At 43.3% G+C, this 25,452-nt stretch carries 17 protein-coding genes; 12 read left to right on the top strand and 5 right to left on the bottom strand.

All coding sequences use genetic code 11. The annotated features are described in order from the left end of the window. Positions 1-30: 30 nt before the first annotated feature. From HMO_RS13930 to HMO_RS0105645, 9 genes are read left to right on the top strand one after another with little or no spacing between them, the layout of a single operon-like run. Complete coding sequence (locus HMO_RS13930; RefSeq protein WP_010299878.1) at positions 31-729, top strand: metal ABC transporter ATP-binding protein; 699 nt, start codon at positions 31-33, stop codon at positions 727-729. Further along, complete coding sequence (locus HMO_RS0105680) at positions 722-1,561, top strand: metal ABC transporter permease (protein ID WP_010299876.1); 840 nt, start codon at positions 722-724, stop codon at positions 1,559-1,561. Before HMO_RS13930 ends, HMO_RS0105680 begins: the two co-directional genes overlap by 8 nt. Before the next feature lie 47 nt (positions 1,562-1,608). Further along, complete coding sequence (gene hemC, locus HMO_RS0105675) at positions 1,609-2,481, top strand: hydroxymethylbilane synthase (protein ID WP_010299873.1); 873 nt, start codon at positions 1,609-1,611, stop codon at positions 2,479-2,481. Then, on the top strand, positions 2,478-3,977 hold the full coding sequence (locus tag HMO_RS0105670) for a uroporphyrinogen-III synthase (RefSeq protein WP_010299871.1): 1,500 nt from the start codon (positions 2,478-2,480) through the stop codon (positions 3,975-3,977). Before hemC ends, HMO_RS0105670 begins: the two co-directional genes overlap by 4 nt. Beyond that, complete coding sequence (locus HMO_RS0105665; RefSeq protein WP_010299869.1) at positions 3,974-5,308, top strand: heme biosynthesis protein HemY; 1,335 nt, start codon at positions 3,974-3,976, stop codon at positions 5,306-5,308. The genes HMO_RS0105670 and HMO_RS0105665 overlap by 4 nt, the downstream gene beginning before the upstream one ends. A gap of 49 nt (positions 5,309-5,357) precedes the next feature. Beyond that, the gene (locus HMO_RS15510) at positions 5,358-5,906 is read left to right on the top strand and encodes a flagellar basal body-associated FliL family protein (protein WP_083821248.1); all 549 of its coding nucleotides are present in this window, start codon (positions 5,358-5,360) and stop codon (positions 5,904-5,906) included. A 16-nt stretch (positions 5,907-5,922) separates the two neighbouring features. Next, complete coding sequence (gene fliM, locus HMO_RS0105655) at positions 5,923-6,954, top strand: flagellar motor switch protein FliM (protein WP_010299864.1); 1,032 nt, start codon at positions 5,923-5,925, stop codon at positions 6,952-6,954. Further along, positions 6,955-7,518, top strand: a complete 564-nt coding sequence (locus tag HMO_RS0105650; RefSeq protein WP_010299861.1) for a DUF6468 domain-containing protein — start codon at positions 6,955-6,957, stop codon at positions 7,516-7,518. Next, a complete protein-coding gene (locus HMO_RS0105645) occupies positions 7,508-8,275 on the top strand; it encodes a MotE family protein (RefSeq protein ID WP_010299859.1) in 768 nt (255 codons plus the stop codon). The genes HMO_RS0105650 and HMO_RS0105645 overlap by 11 nt, the downstream gene beginning before the upstream one ends. A gap of 185 nt (positions 8,276-8,460) precedes the next feature. Here HMO_RS0105645 and HMO_RS0105635 read toward each other — a convergent pair whose 3' ends face one another. From HMO_RS0105635 to HMO_RS0105605, 5 genes are all read right to left on the bottom strand, one after another. Next, positions 8,461-9,741 carry a sensor histidine kinase gene (locus HMO_RS0105635; RefSeq protein ID WP_010299855.1) on the bottom strand — a complete coding sequence of 427 codons (1,281 nt, stop codon included), beginning with the start codon at positions 9,739-9,741 and terminating at the stop codon, positions 8,461-8,463. After that, complete coding sequence (locus HMO_RS0105630; protein ID WP_010299853.1) at positions 9,716-10,630, bottom strand: class I SAM-dependent methyltransferase; 915 nt, start codon at positions 10,628-10,630, stop codon at positions 9,716-9,718. Before HMO_RS0105630 ends, HMO_RS0105635 begins: the two co-directional genes overlap by 26 nt. 415 nt (positions 10,631-11,045) lie before the next feature. After that, positions 11,046-13,082 carry a protein-disulfide reductase DsbD family protein gene (locus HMO_RS13920; RefSeq protein WP_010299851.1) on the bottom strand — a complete coding sequence of 679 codons (2,037 nt, stop codon included), beginning with the start codon at positions 13,080-13,082 and terminating at the stop codon, positions 11,046-11,048. 548 nt (positions 13,083-13,630) lie between these two features. Then, positions 13,631-14,773, bottom strand: a complete 1,143-nt coding sequence (locus tag HMO_RS0105615) for a P-loop NTPase family protein (RefSeq protein WP_010299847.1) — start codon at positions 14,771-14,773, stop codon at positions 13,631-13,633. A gap of 522 nt (positions 14,774-15,295) precedes the next feature. After that, positions 15,296-15,982 carry a hypothetical protein gene (locus tag HMO_RS0105605; RefSeq protein ID WP_010299844.1) on the bottom strand — a complete coding sequence of 229 codons (687 nt, stop codon included), beginning with the start codon at positions 15,980-15,982 and terminating at the stop codon, positions 15,296-15,298. A gap of 590 nt (positions 15,983-16,572) precedes the next feature. Here HMO_RS0105605 and HMO_RS0105600 point away from each other — a divergent pair. The 3 genes from HMO_RS0105600 to HMO_RS0105590 all read left to right on the top strand — a co-directional run bounded on the left by HMO_RS0105600 (position 16,573) and on the right by HMO_RS0105590 (position 25,315). Continuing rightward, positions 16,573-22,635 carry an HNH endonuclease gene (locus HMO_RS0105600; RefSeq protein ID WP_010299843.1) on the top strand — a complete coding sequence of 2,021 codons (6,063 nt, stop codon included), beginning with the start codon at positions 16,573-16,575 and terminating at the stop codon, positions 22,633-22,635. A gap of 11 nt (positions 22,636-22,646) precedes the next feature. Next, the gene (locus HMO_RS15505) at positions 22,647-23,192 is read left to right on the top strand and encodes an SMI1/KNR4 family protein (RefSeq protein ID WP_010299842.1); all 546 of its coding nucleotides are present in this window, start codon (positions 22,647-22,649) and stop codon (positions 23,190-23,192) included. A gap of 92 nt (positions 23,193-23,284) precedes the next feature. Further along, positions 23,285-25,315 (top strand): tetratricopeptide repeat protein, encoded by a 2,031-nt coding sequence (locus HMO_RS0105590; RefSeq protein WP_010299841.1) that lies wholly within the window; start codon positions 23,285-23,287, stop codon positions 25,313-25,315. Positions 25,316-25,452 lie beyond the last annotated feature (137 nt).

Genomic DNA, 25,452 nt, shown 5'->3' with positions numbered 1-25,452 from the left:
GGGCTGGGGTTGTGGCATTAGGATAAAGCCTTGTCTGCCCTTATTAACGTTGCTATAAATGATCATCATTACGGTGCTATTCAAGCCTTAACCTCTTGTCATCTGACAATTTACCCCAAAGATATGATCGCGATCGTGGGACCTAATGGTGGCGGTAAAAGTACCTTAATGAAGCTTTTAGCTGGCCTATTTGACCCTACCCAAGGATCAGTAAGGCGCCAAAATCTTCGCCCTCAAGATATTGCTTATCTGGCTCAGCGCACTGAGATCGATCGAACTTTTCCTTTGAAAGTTGAAGATGTAATTGCCATGGGGTTATGGCCAAAAACAGGAGGATGTTATAGGTTGGGCCCTCAAGAGCGTGAAGAGCTTCTCGATATCTTGGATAAAGTAGGATTGAAGGGATTTGCAAAAAGATCGATTTCACAGTTAAGTGGTGGGCAGCTTCAAAGATTGTTTTTTGGCCGTGTTATGGCTCAAGATGCCAAGCTTATTCTGCTTGATGAACCTTTTACTGGTATTGATCAACCGACCGTAAATGATTTAATTTCCCTCGTGCATCAATGGCATGCTCAAGGGAGAACAATTATTGCGGTTTTGCATGACATTAGTCTTGTGCGCAAAATGTTTCCTTTAGCCGCTCTTGTAGCGCGCTCATTAATTGCTTATGGACAGACAGAGCACGTTCTAACTCCTGAAAACTTAACAATGGCAGCATTTAATGTATGATATTTTTATAGCCCCTTTTATGGAATACGTTTTTATGCGCCGTGCTTTACTGGCGTGTATGGCGATTTCATTTAGTTGTGGTCCCATCGGTGTGCTGCTGGTGTTACGCCGCATGAGCCTACTAGGAGATGCCCTCTCGCATGCGATCTTGCCCGGCATTGCGGTAGGATATTTGATTACAGGTTTATGGCTGCCAGGGTTAAGTTTAGGCGGAATTGCTGCCGGTTTATTAGTGGCAGCAGCCAGTGGTTTGGTTACTCGCAGGACCATATTGCATGAAGATGCCAGCTTTACAGGATTTTACTTAATTGCTTTAGCTTTAGGCATATTAATTCTTTCCGTTAAAGGTGGCAATATGAACTTAACCCACTTCTTATTTGGGAGTGTTTTGGCGGTGGATCATCCTACAATGATATATATCGTTGGGGTGACGACGTTTTCTCTTATAACCCTTGCCGTGATTTACCGTCCTTTGGTCTATGAATGCTTTGATCCGACGTTTGTTAAATTATTAGGATCAAAAGAAGGAAAATTTCATGCTATTTTCATGATTTTAGTGGTAATTAATTTAGTCGGTGCCTGTCAAGCTTTGGGAACCTTAATGGCGTTAGGGATTATGATGCTGCCCGCTATTACGGCGCGCCTCATCTCCACGCAAGTGTGGTCGACGGCGCTACGGGCAGTGATCATTGCAGCAAGCTGTAGTTATTTGGGGTTAATCCTTTCCTTTCAGTTTAATTGGCCATCCGGTCCAACCATTATTTTGTTATGTGGCTTGGTTTATCTCTCTGTCCTATCCCTTACTGCATTAAAAAGCCATAGCCATTCCTAGCTATCCATGATAGCATCGCCCATATATGTCTTAAATTTTAGAGTTCAATGGACCGTATACGTTTAGGGACTCGAGGAAGTCCTCTTGCACTCAAACAGACAGAAATAGTCAAGCGAGAATTGGCGAAAGCAGGTGTTAAAGTGATGGAAACCATCATTATTAGCACCACTGGTGACCAGATTCTTGATAAACCCCTTTATGACATCGGCGGCAAGGGATTGTTTGCCAAAGAGCTGCAGCAAGCCCTTCTGGAAGGAAAAATCGATGTGGCGGTCCATTCTCTTAAAGATATGGAATGGCACTTTCCGGCCGGCTTGCAACTGACTGCTGTTTTAGAACGCGACGATCCCCGGGATTGTTTCCTATCGTTAACCCACCCCCATTATGATGCCTTGCCCCCCAATGCGCTGATTGGTACGTGTGCGCCGCGGCGAATTGCACAGTTACGATATCGACTGCCAACCGTAGTAACGATCCCGCTGCGCGGTAATGTCCAAACACGGCTGCAGAAAATGAAAGAGATGGGGCTGGATGGCATTATATTGGCCGCTGCTGGACTAAAACGACTCGGTCTGGAGTCGCAAATTAAGGCTTACTTTGAGACAAACTTAATGGTGCCTGCGGCGGGGCAAGGCGTAATTGCCCTTGAAAGCCGTGTGGATGACCATAATATTAATGCGATTCTGCAGCAGATAAATCATGCGGCCACCTGGTCATGTATAACCGCAGAAAAGGCGGTGTTAGCCCATATCAAGGGAACATGTCATACCCCTATTGGCGTCTATGCATATCCACTAAACAATGGTAGGCTAGCCTTACAATCGGTCCTCGAGAATGAGGGCCGTATACGTACCGCCTTAGCTGAAGGCGACGATCCCTATGAACTGGCAACCCAAGTAGCAAGGAGTCTTCTCGCATGACATATGTTCTCCTGACCCGCCCTCAAGAAGATTGTCAAGAGTTAGCGAAAAAGCTTATTGTGCCCGTTATCTCTTCACCGCTATTAATAGTTAAACAAACTTTAAAGCAAGTTAAATTACCCAAAGGTGTTACCGACCTTATCGTGACCTCAGCTCGGGTATTTGAAATGGTTGCGAATATTAAATCAATGACGTCAACTCCGGTGTGGTGTGTAGGAGAGGCTACAGCAGCCGCGGCAAAGGCTGCAGGATTTGAAACCATTTTCCAAGTAAATCGGTCAGCTCATGAAATTCTAGAGCACATTGTTAAAGAATGCCCTAAAGATTCTTCCCATTTTGCCCATATTTGTGGCTCAGTTGTTTATGTGGATCTAGCCGATGCCTTAACTAAGCTTGGTTATAAGGCGGATAAGATTGTAATTTATGAAGTTGACGCGGCCCACAGCTTAACACCAGAAGCTGAGAAGATTATGAGAGCAGGTTTGATCCACCAGGTCCCGTTTTTCTCTTTGCGAACGGCAGAAGTGTTTGTAGAAATAGCAAAGAAAAGCGAATGGGCAGACGAGATACCTAAGATTACGGCTTTAGCACATAGTGAAGCAATTGCCCGATGTTTGCGGCAGTTGCATTGGAAAGAAGTTATTGTCGTCCCTGGCTTATCGGCAGATCGGATTACTGAATATTATAAGCGACCAGGAGATTATTCGATGAAGCACGGATCATTTGTGAAGCAACTCCTTTTAGCAACAATTATAGTGGGTGCGGTTTCAGTCCTTACCGTAGCTTTATGGCCAAAGCCGGCTCAGGAAGCGACTATAGAAATCGTCCAGACTCAGCTTCAAAGTCTCATGCAAGATATTAATACCCTTAAAGACCGCTTGCAGCAAGTGCCGACGTTAAAGGAGGAAAATGAAAAGCTAAATGAAAGATTAGCAAGCTTACAAGAAGCCTTTACGACCTATACTTCAGAGCATTCCTCATCCTCTTCTACGCCAGCGTCATCAATTGCGACTGAGCGCCATGAGCCTCAGTCTGGGGCGGTACCAGTAGCTGAAGTCACTTTCAAAGCCCTTTATGAGGACTTTTTAAAGGGATCGGTAAAACCAGAAGCAATTATCAGTGTTAATAAACAATTATCTGAGAAGCAGCAATTACCGGCTTCAGTTTTATCAGTGCGTGATCTGTTGGACCAATTACAGCTCTTACCTGATTTGAAACGAGAAACTAATGTGCAAGTCAAAGATTCTTTGTCGCGCAAAGCGATGGATTTTATAGGCTTAAAAATACGTCGTACTGAGGCAACCTCCTTAAAGGAGGATGCGGCCAAAGCATTGAAAACAGGCGATTTCAGCTTCCTAAGTGCCTTTAAAGGAATGGTGTTACCTTCGGCATGGGCTGCATGGATAAAGGACTGCTCTCAGACTAAGAACGCATTGCAAATTATCCGGGACCATATGGAACAGGGATCAGCAAAAGCTGAGGAGGAACACAAATGAAACGGGCATGGCTAGGACTATTATTTCTACTTTTTAAGCTGATCTTTGCAGGCATATTAATTGCTGTGGCTTACTATGTACCCGGCCAAGGCGAGACGCAGCTACGATTTATTGATTATGTGGTTGATATTAAAACAGGCGCCCTTGCTGCCGGGGCTGTTGCTGTTTTAATTTTAGCTTTTTATGCTTTTAAATTTTTTTCTTGGGTTAAGAGAATTCCCTGCGATCTTAAACGCCAACTGCAGCAACGTCGCCAACAGCGGGCAAAGGAATATTTGTTAGAATCCTATACAGCGATGGCTGCCGGAGAGATAGATCTGGCTATCGATATGGTGGCTAAATCTAAGAATTTGGATAATAGCAGTCTTTTCCAAGATATATTCGAAGCCCAAGCTCTTTTTATGGCAGGAGAGCTGGATAAAGCTGAGAACAAATTTAGTAAGTTATCTAATGGCTCCGCAACTAGATTCTTAGGTTTAAGAGGTCTGGTTATGTTGCGTAAGAAACAAAATCGTTTTCAAGACATTCGCCTTTTATTGATTGAAGCTTTAAAAGATCGGCCTAACTCAGTATGGGTTTTGAGGGAGTTACTAGATTATAATCTTAAACAATTGGAATTTGATAAAGCCACTACCGTTGTGGATCAGCTCCGCATAAACGGACATATTGATAAGCATCAAGCAAATCGTTATCACGCGTTGGTGACATGGCTGCAAGCTCAACAAGAGCAACGTAAGGGCGATCAGAGTAAATTTGAAAGCTATGCTCAACAAACCTTGAAATTAGAGCCTAAACTGACAACAGTGACCTTAGAATTAGCCCAATATTATCTGGCCCATAATCATTTAGCCAAGGCTATTAAAACTCTTGAGCGCGGATACGAGCACCTACCGCATATCGATTATTTGCCTGTATTTCGAGCAGTTTTTGCCTCTGAATCAGCTTTAGATCAATACCGCCATGTCGAAGAAATTCTTTCTAAAGCGGCCAATCATCGCATTTCACATTTAATTCTGGCTCATTTAGCTATTGCGGCAAAGTTGTGGGGGCAGGCGCGTCTGCATATCACCATTTTAAAAGAGAAGCTCACCAAAGAAGTCTACAGCTTGCTCGCAGATCTTGAAATGGCTGAACATCCTCATAATGAAGTTAAGATCAAGGAGTACTTACAACTGGCTGTTCAAGCAACCAATGAAGGGGAATGGATGTGCCAAAATTGTCACACTCATCAAAATTCTTGGTCAATATTCTGCCCTAGTTGCCAAGCTTTTGACCAGATTGGATGGGAAAAGCCTGAGGTTGCGCCTAAAACTCTCTCGTTAATAAAGTGATAGTCAGAAATTAAGTTAATAAAATTTTAGTAAAATAAGTTTTATCCTAATGGTAAAGAGAGCGATTACTGTTGAGGATAAAATGTCAGAGAAAAATCCAAATAGCGAAGCGGCAGCACCTGGTGAAGAAGGCAGTAAAAAGAAGATCATTATAATTGCGGTTGCAGCTCTATTAGCTATTGCTGCAGCTGTCATATTTTTTACGCCGCTCGGCGGGCGTATGCTTGGCCATACCTCTGAAGCAAAAGAGGAGAAGAAAGCTGAAGAGACCTCCCAATCTTTAGACATTACTAAGGTCGCTTTTACAACGCTGCCTGAAATCTTGTTAAATCTGCGTAACGCCAATGGTAAATCCAGTTTCTTAAAAGTTACATTTATTGTTCAGTCCCCTAATGAAGAAGTCGGTAAAAAGGTGGAAAAATTAAAACCCATTATTGTTGATCAATTCCAAGATTATTTAAGAGGGTTAGATGTGGAAGATTTAGCCGGATCAGCGGGTTTGCAGCGCGTAAGAAGTGAACTGTTAACCCGAATAAATAATATTGTTGCGCCAGAAAAAGTTTCAGATATTCTTTTCGGCCCATTTTTGATCCAGTAATCGCAGAGGCAATGCCATGATTGACCAGGATGATAACTCACCGATTAATTCTTCTGATGAAGCTCAAGGGGGCAGTAGTTCAAACTTTACTGCTGATGAAGTGCAAGGGCAGTTTGACGAAGAGGATACCGCTGAGTCATTAAATCAAGCTTCTAATGTACAGCAAGGGGTATCGTCCCTTGTTACCAGTAGTGCTGTTTATTATGAGCGGTTGCCCATGCTTGAAGTGGTCTTCGACCGCTTGGTACGATTGATGACAACGACGATGCGTAACTTTAGTGGTGAAAATGTTGAGATATCATTAGAATCTATTTCTTCAATCCGCTTTGGCGACTATTTAAATAGTATTCCTATTCCAGCCATGGTTAACGTCTTTCTAGCCGAAGAATGGGATAACCATGGAATTGTTCTGATAGATACAGATCTCATTTACACCATGATTGATGTGCTATTAGGCGGCAGGCGGGGTAATGCTCCTATGCGCTTTGATAATCGCCATTTTACCACCATTGAGATGAATTTAATTGAACGAATGGTGATGGTGTTCCTTTCGGATTTAAGTGCTGCCTTTGACCCCATTTGCCCGATTACCTTTCGCTTTGATCGCATGGAAACTAATCCAAAGTTTGCTTCTATTACCCGCCCGACCAACGTGGCTGTGATGGTGCGGTTAGGCATTCAGCTGGAATCGCGCGGGGGGTGCATTGAGCTTTTAATCCCGTATGCGACCCTTGAGCCCATCCGTGAATTGTTATTGCAGAATTTCATGGGAGAAAAGTTTGGACGGGACTCAATTTGGGAAAGCCACTTAATCCGCGAGTTATTGCATACAGACTTAGAAGTAAGTGCGATCCTGGATGAAATTATGATGGATTTATCTTCAGTTATGAGCTGGAAGGTCGGAAGTCAAATTCAGCTTAATGCTACCCCCAGCTCCTTGGTCAAAGTTGTCTGTGGGGATATCCCTTTATTTAGGGGGGCGGTTGGAACTAAATCGGGCAATATTGCCGTCAAAATTGACCATATTATAAGTCATGAGGAGATGTAAATGCCAATACTTGTTGATATAATTATGATTGGGCTGTTGGTTGGTGTTATCATTCACTCTGCACGCCTATCCCAATCCCTGACAAATTTTAAATCCTTGCATTCTGAGATGCTACCGATGATGAAGGATTATGCCAAGACATTGATTGATACCCAAGCTCAGATTAATGAATTGAAAAAAGTTTCTAAGGAAGTTGATCACATTATTAGTTCTAGAATCCCACCCGCCCTTATGGTCAAGAATGATTTAGATTTCTTGGTCGGCCGCGCTAATGAATTAGCCGATCACTTAGAAACGCTGGTTTCACAAGGACGCCTGCAGGAATTTGCAGTCTTAAATAAGACCCTTAGCGAAGATATGCCCAAAGCAAGTCCTCGGGACTTATCAAGCCAAACAGTACCACCTCCGAAACTAAGGGCCGCGCAAGAGGACAAGTTGGAAGCGCCCTTGGAAGAGGAAACCTTAGAGGAACCAGGGATTAAGAAAAAGCCAACCATCGAATCATTTTTCTCGACTAAAACCCTGAAGAAAATCGCATCTAAAGGACGTATGAATGCAATATGAACTTATCAAGATAGTATTAAGGCTTTTAACGTGGCGCCCAGACCTGATAATCATGGTGATCCTTGTTGCGGGCCTGTGCGTCTTGAATAGATTTGAGGACCTTGTAAACCGAGGCAAACATATTGATTTAAATCAGATAACTTTAGTCTCGCCCGCCAATGCGGCGGTCTCTGAGTCGGCAGCTGCCAGCAAGGTCGAGGAAGCCGCTAAAAATAGTGAATCTGCAAAGAAAAAGGATGGTACGCCGAGCCCTCAAGATAGGCCTAAAGATTCAAACGATCAAAGCAAAGAGTTTGATCCTTTGAATTTGAATGAAAATCAGGTGAAAATCTTAAAAGCGATGTCCAAAAAAGAAGGTGATCCGACTATTGCTGATGACCGCGCCGAGCTGGTAAAACAGCAAGAGATGGTGAAGGTTGCCGAAAATAAACTGAGTGATCAAATTAAGCAGCTTGAAGAAGTTCAGAAGAATATTAATGAGGTTAAAGGCAGCTTAACGCAGCAAGAAAAACTGAATCTAGAGCAAATGGTCAAGATTTACGAAGGCATGAAACCAGAACAAGCCGCTGAGATTCTTGATAAACTTGAATTGACCGCTTTAAGCCAGATTATTAAATTTATGAAGCCTAAAAAGGCGGCCTTAATCCTTGCCCGTATGGATAAGGCAAAAGCGCGCACTGTTACCCTTGTTATGCTTCAGGATACAGCCTCTAAACTAGCAATCAAAGAAGCGCAGCAAGCTAAAGGTAGCAATTAAACTAGGGTATATTAAAGGATCCTTTGGAGTGAGGCTTGTTGATAGATATCAACGCATTAAGGGGGTGGCGTGCAAGATTTTGCAAACTTTATCATTTTTAGCCCTGTTATCCTTAAACTTTGATCTATTAGCCTTCTAGCTTTGTAGTGCGAGAAGGCAGCTTTGGTGAGGAATATAGAGGGCACTTATCTTTTTACACGGGGGAAACTTAAAATAAAGTGGCTAAATTCACCCTCGATTGAGTGGCAGGTAATATCTCCCCCTAGTCTGCGCATCACCATTTTACAGAAAGCCAAGCCAACACCGGTCCCATGGTCAGTACGGCTATAGAACTGATCAAAGATATAAGGCAAAATTGTTGGAGAAATACCTTGGCCCGTATCTTTAAAATGGAGCTCATTTACTTTCTCGCCTGTCTCAGTCCAGATATAAATCTTTCCTTTCCCGGCTGCCTTAACATAGTGAAGCGAGTTCTTGAGAAGATTAAAAAAGACATGCTGAAGAAGTTGTAAATTTGCTTCAAGTTCAAAGTTCTCAATAATTTCAAGAGAGATCAGCTCTTGTTCTTGCTCTGTCAGTGCATAGGCAGTAAGCGCAGACTTGACACAGTCCGCAATGAAGCATTTTTCAGCAGTAATCTTTTTCGGTACTTCTTGAAGATTTATAAGAAGAGTATCGATAACCGCAAAAGTATTTTTGGTGACTCCTTCCAATTCAGTTGGTATTTCTTCAAGATATTCTAATTTTTTAGGGTTAATAAACTGTACCTCTTTATCTTTGTCCTGGGTAAGTCTCTGAGCTTTTATAAGGGAAGGTAGATATAATTTTAACGCTTTGGCCATGAGATTTACCGCCGATAAGGGGGTGCGCATCTCATGAGCAATAGCAGCTGCTTGCATCCTAAGGGACTGCTGTTTTTCTTTTTGGATAATGCTATTCCTCGTAAGGAACAGTTTACCAAATATTATTATAGAACTATATGTTATTAGCACAGGTTGAATACGGTCTAAGGGATAAAAAGGCTGACTGGTGGTGAAATCATAACACAGTATTCCTAAGCCTACGCCGATGGGTAAAAGGACTAATAGGGAAGATATATCTATAAAAATAATACATAAGACAAAGCCAGTTAAAGAGTTTAAAGACCATTCATAAGAAAAATTATTTTTTAAGAGCATGAATGTAAAGAAGAAAGGTAAGGAGTAAAGTATAGTAATATACCAATAATAAGGCAGAAGGTCTAAGAACTTAGCCGACCAATATCTGTGAAATAATAAAGGGATGCATAAAATGTTGATAATTAGCCTAACCGTAAAGCTTTCGTAGGTGGTATTGTCAAAGCAATACCAAAGCAGATAATATATAGGATTGCTGATTGTTTGAAATAGGGCATATACAAAGTAGGGATAACTCTCTTCTGCCGCTTTATCTCTAATCTTACTAGTAACTATTTTTAGTAAGCTCATTCTTTATAACTATAAAATATTGATATATTTCCATCTTATAGCTGTTATTTCCTAAGGAAAAATTACTTTCTATATATTTTTCTAACTCTTCCTTGGGAGCTTTGCCATTAGTATCATGCAGATGCAGACCACAGATATGAAGCATCGTAGTTAAGTCTTTAGCATAAAATGACTCTTTGGATAGAAAAACCTCTACTTTTTTATTGGTTCTGCTGAGTTGATGGATAAAACTTTCTATAGAGTGAGTTTTCCCATTAAAATTATTTCCCAACTTCTCTCTATCCAGTCCACTATTGATGACAACTGCTAATGTTCCCTCAGGTTTTAAGGCATACATAGCGCTTTCTATAGCATTTATCCATTTCTCTTGTGGGAAATGATAAATTACATGGGATAATAGGATGAAATCAAAATAGTTTTTAGGAAGAATAGTTTCTAGAAAAGGCCGACAGATTTTTTTTAGAACAGTGGAACTTGGATAAGATTTTGGCTGTATATTCTCTAAAACTTGCGGTACTGGATCTATGAGAGTTACTTCCTTAAATTTTCTTCCGATCCAACTTGTGATCTTACCATTTCCTGGGCCGACATCTAAGAAGGTATCAAAGTTCGGAAAATAAGGCAGAAGTTTTTTAAGAAGAAACATCCCTCTATTCCGAGTTTCCTCTGTTGCCTTTATGAATAAATCTACTGTTGATAAATAGTCAGCATCACATGAGAATTTACCAAACAAAGAAGGAAGCTTTAAATTCCGGGATGCTTCGGAAAGATAACGTAGCCTTTCAGGATTTACTTCTCTTCGAATAGAGGAATAAAAATTTTCATCCAGCAAGATAAAAGGAAGATCGCAGATAGCAAATTCTTTGTTTAGTAAAGATAATTTTTGCATTTTATTTTTTATTAATATTTATTAGAAGTTAAAGTGTTGCATTATTATCCATTATTTTAAATAATTAAATATAAATAAAATTACGGAAACTAATAATATTTTCATGTCAATTATTGATATATCCATTATAGGTATGAACGTCAATACCCATGGTTGAAAATATCTCCTTATGGTTGACAAAAATAGAGGAAAAAAGGTTATGTTTTTGAGTTTGCTTAGGCGATATTTTAGAGTTGATTTGAGCAATTGAACAACCAACTTTAAGCAGTTATCTTCTTAAAGGCTCCCACGCCCCACTTAAGGGGAAGGTTCAAGCTAAAGATTTATGGAAGATTTCTCTAAATAGGGACTCCTTGAAAAAACAGAGAAAAATCAGGCAGGTTAACCCTGCCTATTTTATATCCTGTCTGCTCTTTTATTTACTAAATTCTTCCTGGGATATCGCCTCAACAATAATTGTTTCTGTTAAGATTTGTGGCAAAATCTTAGATTCCCCGGTCTTAGGATAAAACACGTAGAGCGGCACACCGCTGCGGCCAAAGCTGCTCAGATAATCTGTGATCTCACTATCTTGATTGGTCCAGTCCGCTTCTAAAAGCGTTATATCTTTATCTTTAAACAGCATTTGTAAGGCGGCTGATTTGAGGGAAAGCTCGTTCATCTTACAGGTGATACACCAAGCTGCCGTTGCATAGACGAACACGGGACGATTCTGAGCTCTAAGCTCTTGGAGCCGTTGCCGCGAGAACTTTTCGATGCGGATAATTTCGCTCGGTTCCCGTAGATAAGCTACCGGTGAGACTGTTAAGGCGCTCAGACACAGCGCTATTAGCGCCTTGTTAAACTTTGTCTGTGGGCGATGGCGCTGCCAAACCCAGATGCTGAAAGCCATCAACACCAAACCCATTAAACATATAATCAAGCCCCGAGAGCCCGCTTGCTGGACAAGTACCCATAACAACCAAGCCACCGTCGCATACATAGGAAAGGCCATAAGTTCTTTGAAGGTTTCCATCCAGCGACCAGGCCGAGGCAGAACTTTTAGGATGACAGGGAAAAGACTAATAAGAAGATACGGTACCGCAAAACCTAGGGATAAACTTAAGAAGACTAGCATAATAATTACAGCTGGTTGAGTCATGGCATATCCAATAGCAATCCCCATAAACGGAGCTGTGCAGGGCGTAGCAACTAAAACAGCCAGCATTCCAATCCAAAAGCTGCCCCATTTATTATTTTCATCATCGATGGTGGCTTGCATGTTGCCGAATAGCATCGGCAAGTAGATTACTCCTGATAAACTGAGGCCAATAAAGAACATTAAATAAGCCATAAATACAATAAAATAGGGGTTCTGCATTTGGAAGCCCCACCCCGCAACATCCCCCGTGTGCTGAAATGTTATCAATGCAAAGGCTAGAAGCATGAACGTGCTAATGACGCCAGCCATATAAAGCACGCCTTGCTGACGGACAAAGGCAGGCTGGTAATGGGCCTTTTTAGCAATGGTCAAGGCTTTAAGAGATAAAACCGGAAACACACAGGGCATTGCATTTAAAACTAGTCCCCCTAAAAAGGCAAAGATTAAAATGCCCCATAATGTTCCTTCCAATCCCTCATTTACCGGTGGAACGTCAACTTTGCCAAAATAAAGCTGATACGAATTTATGGTCTTCGTTTCGGCATCGGTGGCTCGGATTAAGCCTGTAATTCGGTCAGGAAAGGTGTGATTCTTGGTGATTTTAATAATAATACGATTTTCCTTAAGAGACCAATGTTGAGTCACCTTATTTTGAATTGTTCCCTTCTCTTCTGGGAAGAACGTAATGTCGCTAATCTTTTTATCGGTTAGAAAGCCAGGAGGGAGATAAAATACCAAGTGATCGCCCTCAATGCGATATTCCCCAAACTGATGGGGTTTTTCTGGTAACTCGCTGACAAGTTCATCAATCAAGGCTTTATGTTGGCTATAAAGCGTATCATTTTCCCCAGATCGATCCAGTGTCAATGATAATTGGGCTTCCTCTGGGATACAGGTTTCTTCACATACAAGCCATTTGGCTTGCACGGAAATGGTGACTTTACCTTCGGGTAAATCCTTGGGCGGCGTAATTTGAACTAGATGATAAGCTTCATTGGTGTACCCAAAAGAAATAAAGGAACCTTGTGGCAATCTTTCTGGCGGCAGCCATTGTATGGGTGAGACTGAAAAGCCATCGGGAAGCTGCCAATTTAACTGAGTCTCGAGGCCAGAATCGCCGGGGTTCTTCCAATACGTATGCCAGCCAGGCTTCATGGTGATTTTAAAGGCTACCCAAAATGGTTGTTGTGGTTTAACAGATTCTACCTCACTTAGTAATTCAACCGTGGTATGTTCTAATTTTGCTTGGGTGGCGAGCCCGGGAAGAGCGATGGCCCAGAGTCCAGTAAGGAGACACTTTAGGAAATTCATGGCTGGTAGATACCCCTAAACATGATGAGATTTATGCCAATTTTAAACGATAACAATTTGTTAAGCCATAGGGTAAATGGACGATTTTAATTTTATTGGCCATGGTGGCAGGTGAGTCAGGGGAATTGGCGAGATTCTGCTTCTAAGGTTTTAATGGTAACAGCCTCAGTGGCGGTAATGTTAGAATAACTATTTAAAGGTAGACAAGGGATAAAACGGCATTCACGGATACATTGCTTCTGGTTGAAGTTGTACCATGAGAAATAGGGTAATGGTTGCCAAAGGCTTCATTAATCAGGCTGTTGGCAATATAATTAGAAGCATCTCACCATTCCTTGTAAGCTTCCTCCCCTGTCATTGCCAAGCTCCTATTATCTTTATTGAGAGGAGAATCTTTAAGGTTGGTAACCTTAATTCAGGGAACTCTCATCCTTTGCCGCATTACTCACCAAAATTGTTACTTTATTGAACTGATCAAAAATTTGAAAAATAAGTCTTTATAATGGAGGCTAAGGACCATTAAAGCAGGACCCTTGCCCCCGTAAATATTAATTGTTGGCTCTTGGGTCGTTATCCTTAATGCTATTCAGTACGCTATAAACCAGAGGGGTTTTTTCATATAACTTAGCTAATTCTGCAGCATCTGGGTTATTTTTGAGGTTAATGTTTAAGGAAGCAATAATAGTGGGGGTGCGAGCCCAGATCTCAGAGCCCAAAGCTTCTAGCAACTTGGAAGGAGCAATATCGGCGGCAGCGGCAGGACCCACGACACTAAATTTGATATACAATTTTTTATGCTTTAACACCGCTGATATAATGCCATTCTGGTACCCCACATACGGTTGGTGGGAAACGAAGACAATGGTCTTGATATCTTTATGATCTGCCAGCCATTTACTGAGCTCAAGAATAGTGGTCTCGGTGGTAGGCCGCGGCAAATTGCCGGCAGGGGTATCAATAATTACTACTTCAAATTTATTGACCAGATCTGAGTTCTCATAGATATCCTTAATCAGATCCGTCTCAGTTAGCATGTCTACTGAGCTCTTTCCTTGGCGTAGCGCTATCTTTGACAAATCTTCTTCACTACCGTCCACGCCAACGGTCACCTTTCTTTCGCCGGCTAAGAGGATTAAATAACGACTTGTCAAGGTTCCCTGTTTAACCAATTTACTGGCATAGTTCATTCTAATCGTCATTGAGGGATGGGTGGATCCCAGGATGCAAATGGCATTGGGTTTTGTTTGAAAAGGATAAATCTCTCGGGTTAAGCCGAGTTCTGTCAACGCCTGTTTAAGCTTTCCCGTATCCTCTTGCATCCAGGAAGGTGTCGTTACTTGCCATCGTTCTTGGCTCCCTTGGCGGATAACAAATTTTTCCTGGGCTGCTTTAACAAATTTCAGGATATCCCTAAAAAGGTCATCGTTATTATGACGCGGTGGAAACTCCTTTTGCAAGTTGGCCTCTTCTTTAATACTCCCGGATTTCTTGAGTAAATACTCTAAAGCTTGCTTCTTTGCTTTAGAATCACAGCCATATAAATCGAGGACCTGATACAGCGAATTAAATTTTGTTGTTTTTGCTGCCTGGCTGTCGCCAATAAAAACTTGCAGAACAATAATGGCAATAAAGGTATTAACAGCGGCTTGCCGCACTATTTGCAAGAAGGCTGTAGATTTCTTTAATTTCATGCTGTCATCCTGTTACTTTGCTCCTACTGGAAATAGGAGAAATTATATAACTGAGGATTATTATCTGTGATCAGCTGCAGAAGTTATAGGTAAAATAGTTTTGTAAATTCTATTTGGCGGTGAGTGCTCAAGAGTAAAACAGGGCTCTTTGAGGAGAGGGAAAAGCCTCCTTACCCTATTGAAGCTGATGAATGTTTTGAGGTTAAAGATAAGGGAAGCTTAATTGTAATGCCATGATATAGGAGAAAACCACGCTGATATTACAAAGGGCTCACAAGTCTGCTGAGAGATTAATCAATAGCCCAGCTATGACTAGAAATTTAACCTTTGACACTGTTCTTTGCCCTTTTAGCATCTCTATTTCAACCTCTTGCCCGTTTAAGGTTCTATTCGTTTCAAATTATCTTAGATTATTTTGTTCCGCTACCCTCTAAACTTCCCAAACTATTGCAGCTGCAGTAAAAGCTGACAATAAAACGGAAGGATGCTTTTTATCCTTCCTTATGTTTTAAATAGGAGTTTCTAGTAGAGAATACCTTTATACCTGTCCACGCCACGGATCATCTTATCGGTATCATCAATGGTCGTGGCAACATAATCATAACTGACGGAAGCGAAAGCTATACTCACCCCTATAGGGGCCAGAGCGGTAGTTACCACCCAGGTAAGCAATGGAGAAGGTCTTACCCCCGGAAAGATCCTATTTCCTACACCATGGCTTAGTACTATGACAGTGCCGATGACCGGAGCTCCAATTAACCCGACGGTGCCACCAATAACACCCCCGACCGCAGCGGCAGGAACACCAATAATCCCTTTAAGGGCGCCGGTCGCAATTTTACTAATCAAAGGCTTATGTTCTGCTCGAGATTCATAACGCTCAATCATTATTTCAGTAGCTTGGTCATGTAATTTAAGTAATTCAAGTTTTCTATTAAAATTATTTGTTGTTTCCTCACTCACAGTGGCATTGTCTTCTGATATTGCCTCTGAAATATCAGAGTCAGTATAAGTGCCAGTTATGCCGGACGCAGTATTGTCCTTTAATTCGCTTGAGATTGCAGGGGTATCAGCGTTAGAAAGGGAAGCTGATAATAGAGAGGGTGCGGTTATCTTCTCATTGGAAGGCATATCTTGGGCGTCCAAGGCCGAACAATGCATTGATGTCATAGAAGCGATAAAGGCAAGCAGGGTTAAAAAGTCTTTCATACAAATCTTCCTTATACTAATTGCTTATAAAATCTAACCTGGAATAGTGAATCCACAATTCCCCTTAAAATTTCAGCAGTAATTTTACAAAAATTAAACTAAATTATTTAAAATTTTATATATAAAACACTGCGGCTTTTTTAAAGAAACAATATACCGTCGTAATATCAAATACTTCACAAAGATAATCTAGATTGCTTTTTTACGCTTACCTCTAATAGTCCACCATTAGGCAAATAAGTTGTTCACCTTGCTGACGAGTAAGTGGCACTATACAAAGGTACCTCAAAAGCAGCCAAATGCTCGTTAGTCTCTGCTCTATACTCTTAAGTCTTGAGATAAGCACAATAAAGAAAAGGATAGAATAATAAGCAGACTCTTTGAGAAAGGAAGCCTTTATCAGGCTCACCAATAACTAGATGCCCTTAAGAGGTAGGAAATGCTTTCTCAAGCAAGCGCAAAATTCAGTTGCTTTTTGCTCGGTATGGAAATATATTTAAATAAAATAAATTTAACATTTAAATAAAAGTACATAATAAAAACTTCCGTGCCAGACTGAAATCACCAATAAAGGCCGGCTCAGGGCTGCGGTGGAAAGAGCTGACCAGGCTTCCCGCATTGATAATGAAGGCGTTTTTGAGACCCGCTTTAACTTGGAGCATGACGGCGCTTATCAACATCAGCATTACTTCTTCGAGAAGTATCTGCATAACAGCGGGTACGTGACGGTTCTGGGGGATTACCGTCCCCGGACGGAGAAGCGTGATGAGAGCCCCATCCTGCACTTATTAACCTACGAAGGAGAACCGATTCGAGTCACCGGGACCCTGTATTTGCCTCTGCTCGATTTATACGTCGGGTACCACTTTTTAAAGGATAAGATTCGCCCTGCGCGCTTGTTGATTGAGGCTCAAGGCGAAGATGTGGTCTTCGATATTGAGGATGCGGATTGGAGCTTTGCCAAGCAGGTGCACATTCGCAACGGCAGACACGTGGTCTTTAAGCAACCGACCACAGTCAATCACTTGCGTTTAGAAGCCATTGACAAAGTTTTTGTGGATCGTCTGCTTCACCTAATTTATGGCGATCTAACCACGCAAGATATCACCTATTTCTATGTGGGCCGAGATAACGACCACATGGCGGAGATTCAAGCCGACGCTGGGGCTATCGATATAGAGGGTCACTATCTGATTGATGCGCGCTATGGTAAGCTGCGCTCTCAGGGGCGGTTGCGCTTACGCGCCCCCCACGGCAAGATTCAGATCGGTGAGCAGGTGGTGGTGCCGGCAAATGAGGTGGCGAGCCGTGTCAAGGTCAATGCGAGCGAGTTGTTAGGCTGTGCTAGCTGGGAAGGGCACACCTTTTACCAAGATTTTTACCTCAGCAATGGCTCGACACTATCGAGTCAGGGCGGCCAAGTGATCTTGGAGGCTCAGCAAGAAATTAACGGGCGATTTGCCACAATCTTGGCGCGTCAAGGCTTAAGGGCCGTGGCCCCCACCATTGATCTGCTGAGTGCTAACCTCATCTTATTAGCCAGCTCTCGTCTCCAAGCCGATCACCTGCTGTTCCATCGCCCCCTCAATAGAGAGGCTTCTTCTCCCTGGCCTCTAATGCATGCTATCGTTCAAACTTCTTATGTGCCTCTGCTGATGGTGCTCGGGGACTTAGAGCTCGCTGTTCAACAGCCGGTGCTAAAAGGCGTGGATATCTTAGTGTCAGGAAGCTTGATCCGTCCTCAGTCTAGCTCCCAAACAGCCCTGATCAGTGAGGCTTATGAACATAAGCGTTATTATACTCCTCCAACAGCGTATAGTAGCAGCGGAAGCAGTTTTCTGGCAGGTTTTGCATTTGCCATTTGTGATGCGCTCAATCGTAGTTTAGCAAGCCGCATTAATATGTACGGCACCAGCGGTGGGAACGTTTTCTTTGGTCAGGAGCTGCGTTTAACGGGGGATGATCTGCTGGTCATCGGCGGCGGTGTGTCCGCGCAGCTTCTCACTGTCGCAGCCAATACCTTAACGCTGCAGGCGTTACGGGCCCATTTACCGCGCGTGGCTTTGGAAACTGCAGGATTAGATAAAGTGGCAGAACGGTTATCTCAGTCGATGACCACGCTGCGTCGCACCAGTTACGGCGGCTTAACTTTGAAGCCGGAGCTGCGAGAAGGGGAAACGGAGCAAGCTGAGCCTAAAACCGCGCCTTTCTGGGATGAGACAACGCAACGCTTCACCCCTACCTATCCGACTAACATCCCCTTCTATCTCGACAATGCCTTAGAGCAGATCGCCTTTACCGAACAGATGCGCGTCAATACCGGGCGCATTTATGATGATCACGGCCATAGTGGGGAACGGGTGGTTCAGGAATCTGTCCGCCGGGCCCAAGAGTTAGCCACTCAAGAGGCCGGTATTACCGAGCAGACCCTGGCAGAGACTCGCACCTGCTTACTGTTCTATCGCTTGCAAAAGATTAATGGCCAAGACTTCCTCGTCGCGACCGCTCATATTCCACAAACCCTCCAAGAAGATCGCATTAATGCCTCGGGCGTCGCGCGCGCTGAGCAGATCCACAGCAAGACTCAGACGTTTAACAGCCAAGGCGGACGCACAGCAGCCACCGGGCCTGGTCAGGCGATGAATCTGGAGACGGAAACCAAAACCGCTGCCTCGGTAAAGGTGGGCGGGCAAACCGTGCGACCCACGGAAGCGGTGGAACGCGGCGACTTCAGGCAAGCCGTGACCGGGGAGGTCACAGAAGAAGGTCTGATTAGTACTGTGGCGGGTAATCGCTCGGTGCGCGTGGATGGCAATCTAACGCAAACCAATTGCCAGAATAACGCCGCCAAAGCTACCACCGTGGAAGTCGGCGGCAAGGCAACGCTCCAGTCCAGCAGCTTTATCAGCGACAAGGGCCCGACCTATCTTAAGGCCGCAGCCTTGGAAATGGAAACCCTGCTGGATACCATTTATACCCATAACGGGTACTATCAACGTCCTCGGGCGGATACGGTGTTAGCCAGCCGCCATGCCGGGCTGGTCGTCGATGTGGCCACGGACATGAAAGCGACCGGCGCCTTGTTTGGCGGGACCTCAGTTGATATTCATGCGGACGGGAGCCGCGAATTCGAGGCAACTCCCATGAGTTGGCATACTGTGGACTCTGGTAAAAAGAGGACCACCACCCGTGACGGCTGCATTCATTTTCCGACCCGCATCGTGGTGACTCAAGCCACAGAGGCAGCGGCTGACCCAGCTCCTCGCGTGTTGGGCAGCGCTCTGCTCTGTCCCGCCCGGGACAGCGACAGCTTAACCGATTATTATGAGAATCCTGTCTCCGGAGACGGTAATGACTGCGCCTTTAACTGTCTGGGGACCTCGCGCACCGAAGCCATCCTTAAGCTGCTGGCCGAGAAAGACAATGAAGAGGCTCGCCGTCTGGTGGCTCCTGAAATTCTCCAGGCCTTCCTTAGCGGTGACATTGATCGCTTGCCCGGCTTCCAAGGTCTCGAAGTTTACCAAACCCTAAAAGCCCAGCAACACCGCCAGCGCTGGCTGAACCAATTTATGGAAAGCCACGGTGCTGAGCTCGGCTTAACTGCCGGTCATAGCTGGCTTGACGCTTACCAGGCCATGGTCGCTCAAGACCGTGCGGAGGCCTACCCAGAGTTTATGCAAGCGGCCGAGAAGTATCTCAGCTTTATGGACGACTTACAGGCCTTTGCCCGGGATGCTGAGGTTTATGAGCGTTATCTTTATCGTTATTTTGACACCAATGAAATGATGGGCTATCTGCCGGATCAATATAACGCCAGCACCGGCACCTGGCGCCGTACCAGCTCCGCCTTTGATCTGTTAGCGCGCTTACAGGGACAAAAGCTGCGGATTATGGTGAAGACAGAATCGGGCGACTTTGAGCTGCTCCATGAAGATGATTTTGACGGCGAGCCTGTTACGCTATTGCATACCTTAGCGGGTGTTGAGGGGGGCTATGCTGCTCCTAAAGAAGCGACCGAGACGGGGCTCAATCACTTCAATGTCTTACTGACGTACGCTCAACAACAAGATTTTAATCGCTTTTATGAGCACAAAGCGGCGGAAGGTCAGGTGTATCTATCGTCTGGCGGCAATGCTTTCGAGCAAGGGCTGCAAACTCAAGCCTTAAAGGGGGTAACCAAACGGTCAGGCGGGGTGTTAGTCGAAGTCGCCATCCAAAACTGGATGCGTGAGCACACGGTCACCCGCAAGAGAAGCGGGATCGGGCGTAAGAAAAACGTGCAGACCACGCACTTCACCCTCCAGAATCAAGGCTGTACCACCGTCACCAAAGAAAACGATGTCGAGTACTATGCCGCCCACGGGATTGCCTTACAAGCCAGCATTATCCGCGCCCGTAAGATCCGGTTGCAAACAGCGGAAGGGGTAATCAAGCTGCTGACCGCTTTGAATGTGGACTGTGTTGAGACCAAAAAGCGCTCCAAAGATGCCGTTTGGCAATGTCAGTCCCAGACCTTTGACTATAACGAAACCCGTCTGCCGTGCCAGTTCTTCTATAATGAGGAAGACGGTATCGAGTTTATCGCTCCAGAGGGCATCGTTGTCGAGTTGGTGCAAGAAAAGCACTCCCGCGCCGACGGTGATGTGGATAAAGGCAAGCCAAGGGAGTGGCACCGTTTTAAGGATTACAGCACTCAACCGGGCTATGAATGGATGAAGCTCCTGGACGCCCGTGATGACGTTATCCGCATCTACGTTGATGAACACCATGACTCCGAGGCGGCGAGTTGGACAAAACAACTGCAAGAGGCCTTCTGTGAAAGCCTGAAGACGGGCATGGCCAACACTGTGGCCAGTGGCCTTGTCTATGGCAACTGGCGTGAGCAGTTGAAAGAAGCCGGCATCAATCTCGTCACTGATACCGCGGCTCACTTTGGCGCTGCCCAAATCGGTGGCAAGCGTTTGGAACAGATTGAGGCTGATCTCAAGGCCGGCAAGACGGACATCTTTAATTATGTTTCCCATAAAGTGACGCATGCGGCCTTAGGAGCGGCCACCCGAGCTGCTGCCGCCGAGATCGTTGCTGAACAAATGATGCCTAAGACGATAAACAGCATTGAAACCCAGCTCGGCGAAGAAGGCCTGCGTTCGGGAACAAGGCGTTACTTTGAGCGTAAGCAAGAGCTTTTGAGCACCGAGCTGATCCGCATCAAAGCTTATGGCCAGATTGCCGCGGTCCTCACAGCCAAAGCAGTAGGCGGCGACATCCATGCGGCCCAAGAAGCCGCCATCAATGCTATGACGTTCAACACCACTCAAGTGTATGAAGGAGTTCTGCAGAGTAACGACCCTGATGACTTATTTGCCGCTATGGTCGAGGCTCAATTAGAAGAAGAGGAGGAAGAGAACTTATGGGGTGATAAGAACCAGGAACTCGAGCAAGAGCAGTATGCTGACCGACGCTCCTCCTCGAGTACTTCTAAAAGCCACTCTAAAGGGAAAGAAAAAGCAGTAGACGAGAATGATTACGAGGATTTAGAAGAGACTGACTCCTTCATAACGGAGAACATTGATACGCAGTTTACGGATAAAAATAACTTTCAGAATCTAATGTGGCATATTGCCGAAGAGGAACCGCGCGGCCGGAGTCGGACACGCGAGCCTCGCTCAAGTTCTTCTCAAGGAAACAGCCCACCAAGGGATCAAAAGGCAAGCTTTGAGAAGTTTAGACGTATGATGAGCGATACGCGTGACTTTCTTTATGAAGGCCAAGCCCGTTTTAGAAACGGTGAAAGAAATGTAAAGACCTTCTTGAGAGCTCATGGTGCAGATTGGTTAGATACTCTTGGGTATGCGGCAAAGGCTGTGGACTTTGTTAGCGGAGGGACTTTCTCGAAAGCAGGAGAACTGATGGGTCAAGCTTCTCAGTCCGCAAACACGAGCATCCGGCGAGGGCTACGGGATCTCACTGGAAATGCTACGTTTGCTCAAGAAACGGCTGACTATATAATGTTAGTTGCTGAGATGGTCACGCCAGGCACCGCGGCAAAGGCTATGAAAGTGGGAGGTGCTAGCAAAATTGCGAGCAGAAGCAGGCTGGCTGCGTTGGATCTGGCTGGGGTAAATCAGGGTAGTGGCACTCGTAAGAGTAGTACGTCGCTAAGGAATGCAGAGAAGCAGCAGCAATCAAGAACATCTAATTCCTCAGTGACAGATCAGAAAGGTTTGCTGCATACTGAATTCAGTAAAAACGTTCGAGCTTATATCCACGATATGGAAACAAGAAGTGGAATTAAGTTTACTAAGGAGCAGAAGGACCATTTGGCTGAAGCTTTACGTAATAATGAGTTTAATAAGTTGAGTGCTGATGCTGCTAAGAAACATAAGGCGCCCTATAAAAATCCAGAGTTGAAGAAAAAACTAAAACAAGAATGGACCCAAAATACCGACCAAGATTGGTTAAAATCTTCACAAAAAAATAAGAGGACTGGAATGGTAGAAGAAGTGGATCATCAATTTCACCATATTATACCTCAAGAGTTAGGTGGCCCCCATACTTGGTGGAATGGGGTTCCAATCAAAGCGGGGGATCATCAAGGAGGAATCCATGGTACAGGGTCTCCTCTAAAAGAAGTATTGAAGCAGGCACAATAAGAGAGGCAAACATGGATAACACCTATGAGTATTTAAAGAAATATAATTGGCAAAATTATGGTAAATCTATAGTTAGGATAGGTAGAGATAACATATTTTATGATTGCTCATTAGAAGAGATACAAAGAGCTGAGGAGCAGTTGGGAAGAAATTTTCCTTCTGAGTTACGTAGTTTTTATTTATCAATTGGATACGGGCATTTGACAACAAAGAGTGGCGAACAAGAAGACGCCATTTTCCCTAATTCAAACGAGATACTACCCCCTCACATAGCAGTCGACTATATGCAGGGCATTATTGAACACCCAGAGGAGGATCCGTATTATATGTCACCTGATACCTATGAGGATTTAGAACCAGGAGATTTGCCGTTCTTTGAGATAGGTGATGGTTCAAGTTTTATGGTAATGAAACTTAATTCCAAAAATCCGAATGCTGTTTGGAGTGACTGTGGGGTAAAAATAGAAGACTCATTTGAAAGATTTATATGGCGGCTTTACTATGAAGACCCAAGTTTTTATGGTCCTATCATCGAAGCATATTATGCTAAAAAATGATAATTAAAGAGCCAGATTAGAAGCCATCTTAACGATATGAAGAATTCCCAAGGCCAACCACAATAATTGAAAACAAAACAAATGGAAAAGCTATGTTGAAAAAAATCTATAAAATAATCCTTTGGCTTCTCTTCACGCTAATCCTGTCAGTTCTATTCGGTTCAGGAATGATATTTACTCAATATTATGAGTTCTACGCTTCAGATTTAGTAAATCCTGAAAAAAGCATCTGGCTTTTAGGGATGCCATTATTTAAAGCAATATTCTCACTTCTCTTTGTCCTATCTGTGCTGGGAGCTCTGATTATCAAGCTTCTTCCTAAGAATAAGTTATCTATAATAAAGCTGCTCTTTGGATCCTCCCTAGTGTTTTTTACTTGTGGCGTACTCGCCAATTTTAACGGGACTCATTATAAACGGTTACTCAATCTTAGAGCATATATGGATACCATTAATAAAATGCCATCTTATCAAAGGACTATCAGCTTAGAAAAGCTCGTAGGAATACATTTCATGGTGATGGCAGCTATTAGAGCAAAAATAGAGACCCTAGAAAATAAGTATCTCCCCTACAACCTAGCAGAAGATTTTATCGATGTCTTAAAAGGAAATAGAAAGCTGGAAAATAGAGAAGCTTATGATCCTTTTATTATGTTGATTAAAGCAAACTTAGAAAAAATCAAAGCTTGCCGACAGGATTATATAGCATACATGAGTAATTTTCTAAGTTTAGACGCCTTTGAAAAGTATATTCATAATTTTCCAGCATTTCATAGATTATCGAGCAAGATTCCTCCGCATGCACTGTATGGAGTAATACTTTATTATATGTTTCCCCTTGTTGAAAGGCACATGTCCTCCAAACTTATTACTTTCCTCACTCTTCTTGATAAAATCTATGAATTAAATGAGAACTATCTTTACCTTACCAATCTAGTAAAAGAAAATTTTATTAACTATACAGTTTATGAGGATAATGGGCCTATTGTGAGCGAAATTGTAGCGACAGAGTATCATCGGCGAATTGAAAAAATAGAGATGCTTGAAGCTGAAATCGATAATCTCTATGAAGCTATGAAAGAAGAGGAACAAGAAAAAAGAGAAACCAACATTAGCAAACATATAACTGAGTGGTCTTTACCAGGAAACTATCTAACCTTATTAGAAAATGCAGGTAAAGGGGATAGTAATGCTCAAGAGGAAATGTGCGCTTTCCTATATAAAGGTATTCTACGCTTTCCAGATAATACCAAAGAGGCTGACCAATTATTGTTTGATTGGTTAAAAGATGAGCACTTACAGCATAGTTTTCAAAGAAAAGTGGCTCGCCTTTTCTATATGCGTGGTCATGTAGCCGATGCAGAAGAAATCTATGAAGCCATTCAAGCTCTAGCTGAGCAAGAAGATATAGATGCTCTACGCTTGATGGGTAATTGCTACTTTTATACCGATGCCATTGGAAGTCAAGATCCTACTATTGCTCTCAATTGGTATAAGAAGGCTGCAGATAAAGGTCATGCTCGTGCCCAGCTGAGTCTTGCAATAAGGCACTTTGATGGTATGGATGTTGAAAAAAATATTGAAGAAAGCTTAAGATTGCTAAACCAGGCTGCAGAAGCCGGGTTACCTGAGGCTCAGCGTCACTTAGGGGAATTATGCCTTATAGCTAAAGTTATCCCTCTCGATATATTCAAAGGGTTTAAACTTCTTACACTAGCTGCTAAAGGGGGCGACGCTTCAGCAAAAAGTATCCTAGCACAATATCATCTAGGCATTCTCAATCTCCCTTTTCCAATAAACAAAGATGTTGATAAGGGTTTAGAGTTATTAGAGGATGCTTGTAGAAGTTTAGATACAGAAGCAATGTACTTTTATGGCCTTCAATTATATGAGGGAAAACATTTGCCCTTGGATCAAAAGAAAGGCTTAACTGTTATTAAACAAGCAGCAAAGTTAGGTTATAAAGAAGCTAAAAGATTCTTAGAAACTGTCGAAAAATCGAAAAGTTTATTCCTTAAAGATACCCCTAATTCTAAGAGCAAAGACAAGCCTAAAGGACCTATTAGCGAAGCGATGGAAAGAAAAGACAAAAGTCTTCATTATTATAAATCCTTAAATTCATGAATCTATAAATATATTGAAACGATATTTGTTTTAAACAGAGGAAAGCTATTATCCTCTGCTTTTTTATGTTTGCACTTATTTGCTGTTTATTGCAACTAAAGGCACTGTCAACTTTAGACACAAAGAAGCTGTAGAGC

Source organism: Candidatus Odyssella thessalonicensis L13, from assembly GCF_000190415.1.
Taxonomy (GTDB): domain Bacteria; phylum Pseudomonadota; class Alphaproteobacteria; order Paracaedibacterales; family Paracaedibacteraceae; genus Paracaedibacter; species Paracaedibacter thessalonicensis.
Note: the sequence above shows the minus strand (reverse complement) of the source record. Positions and strands in the feature narration are given on the sequence as shown.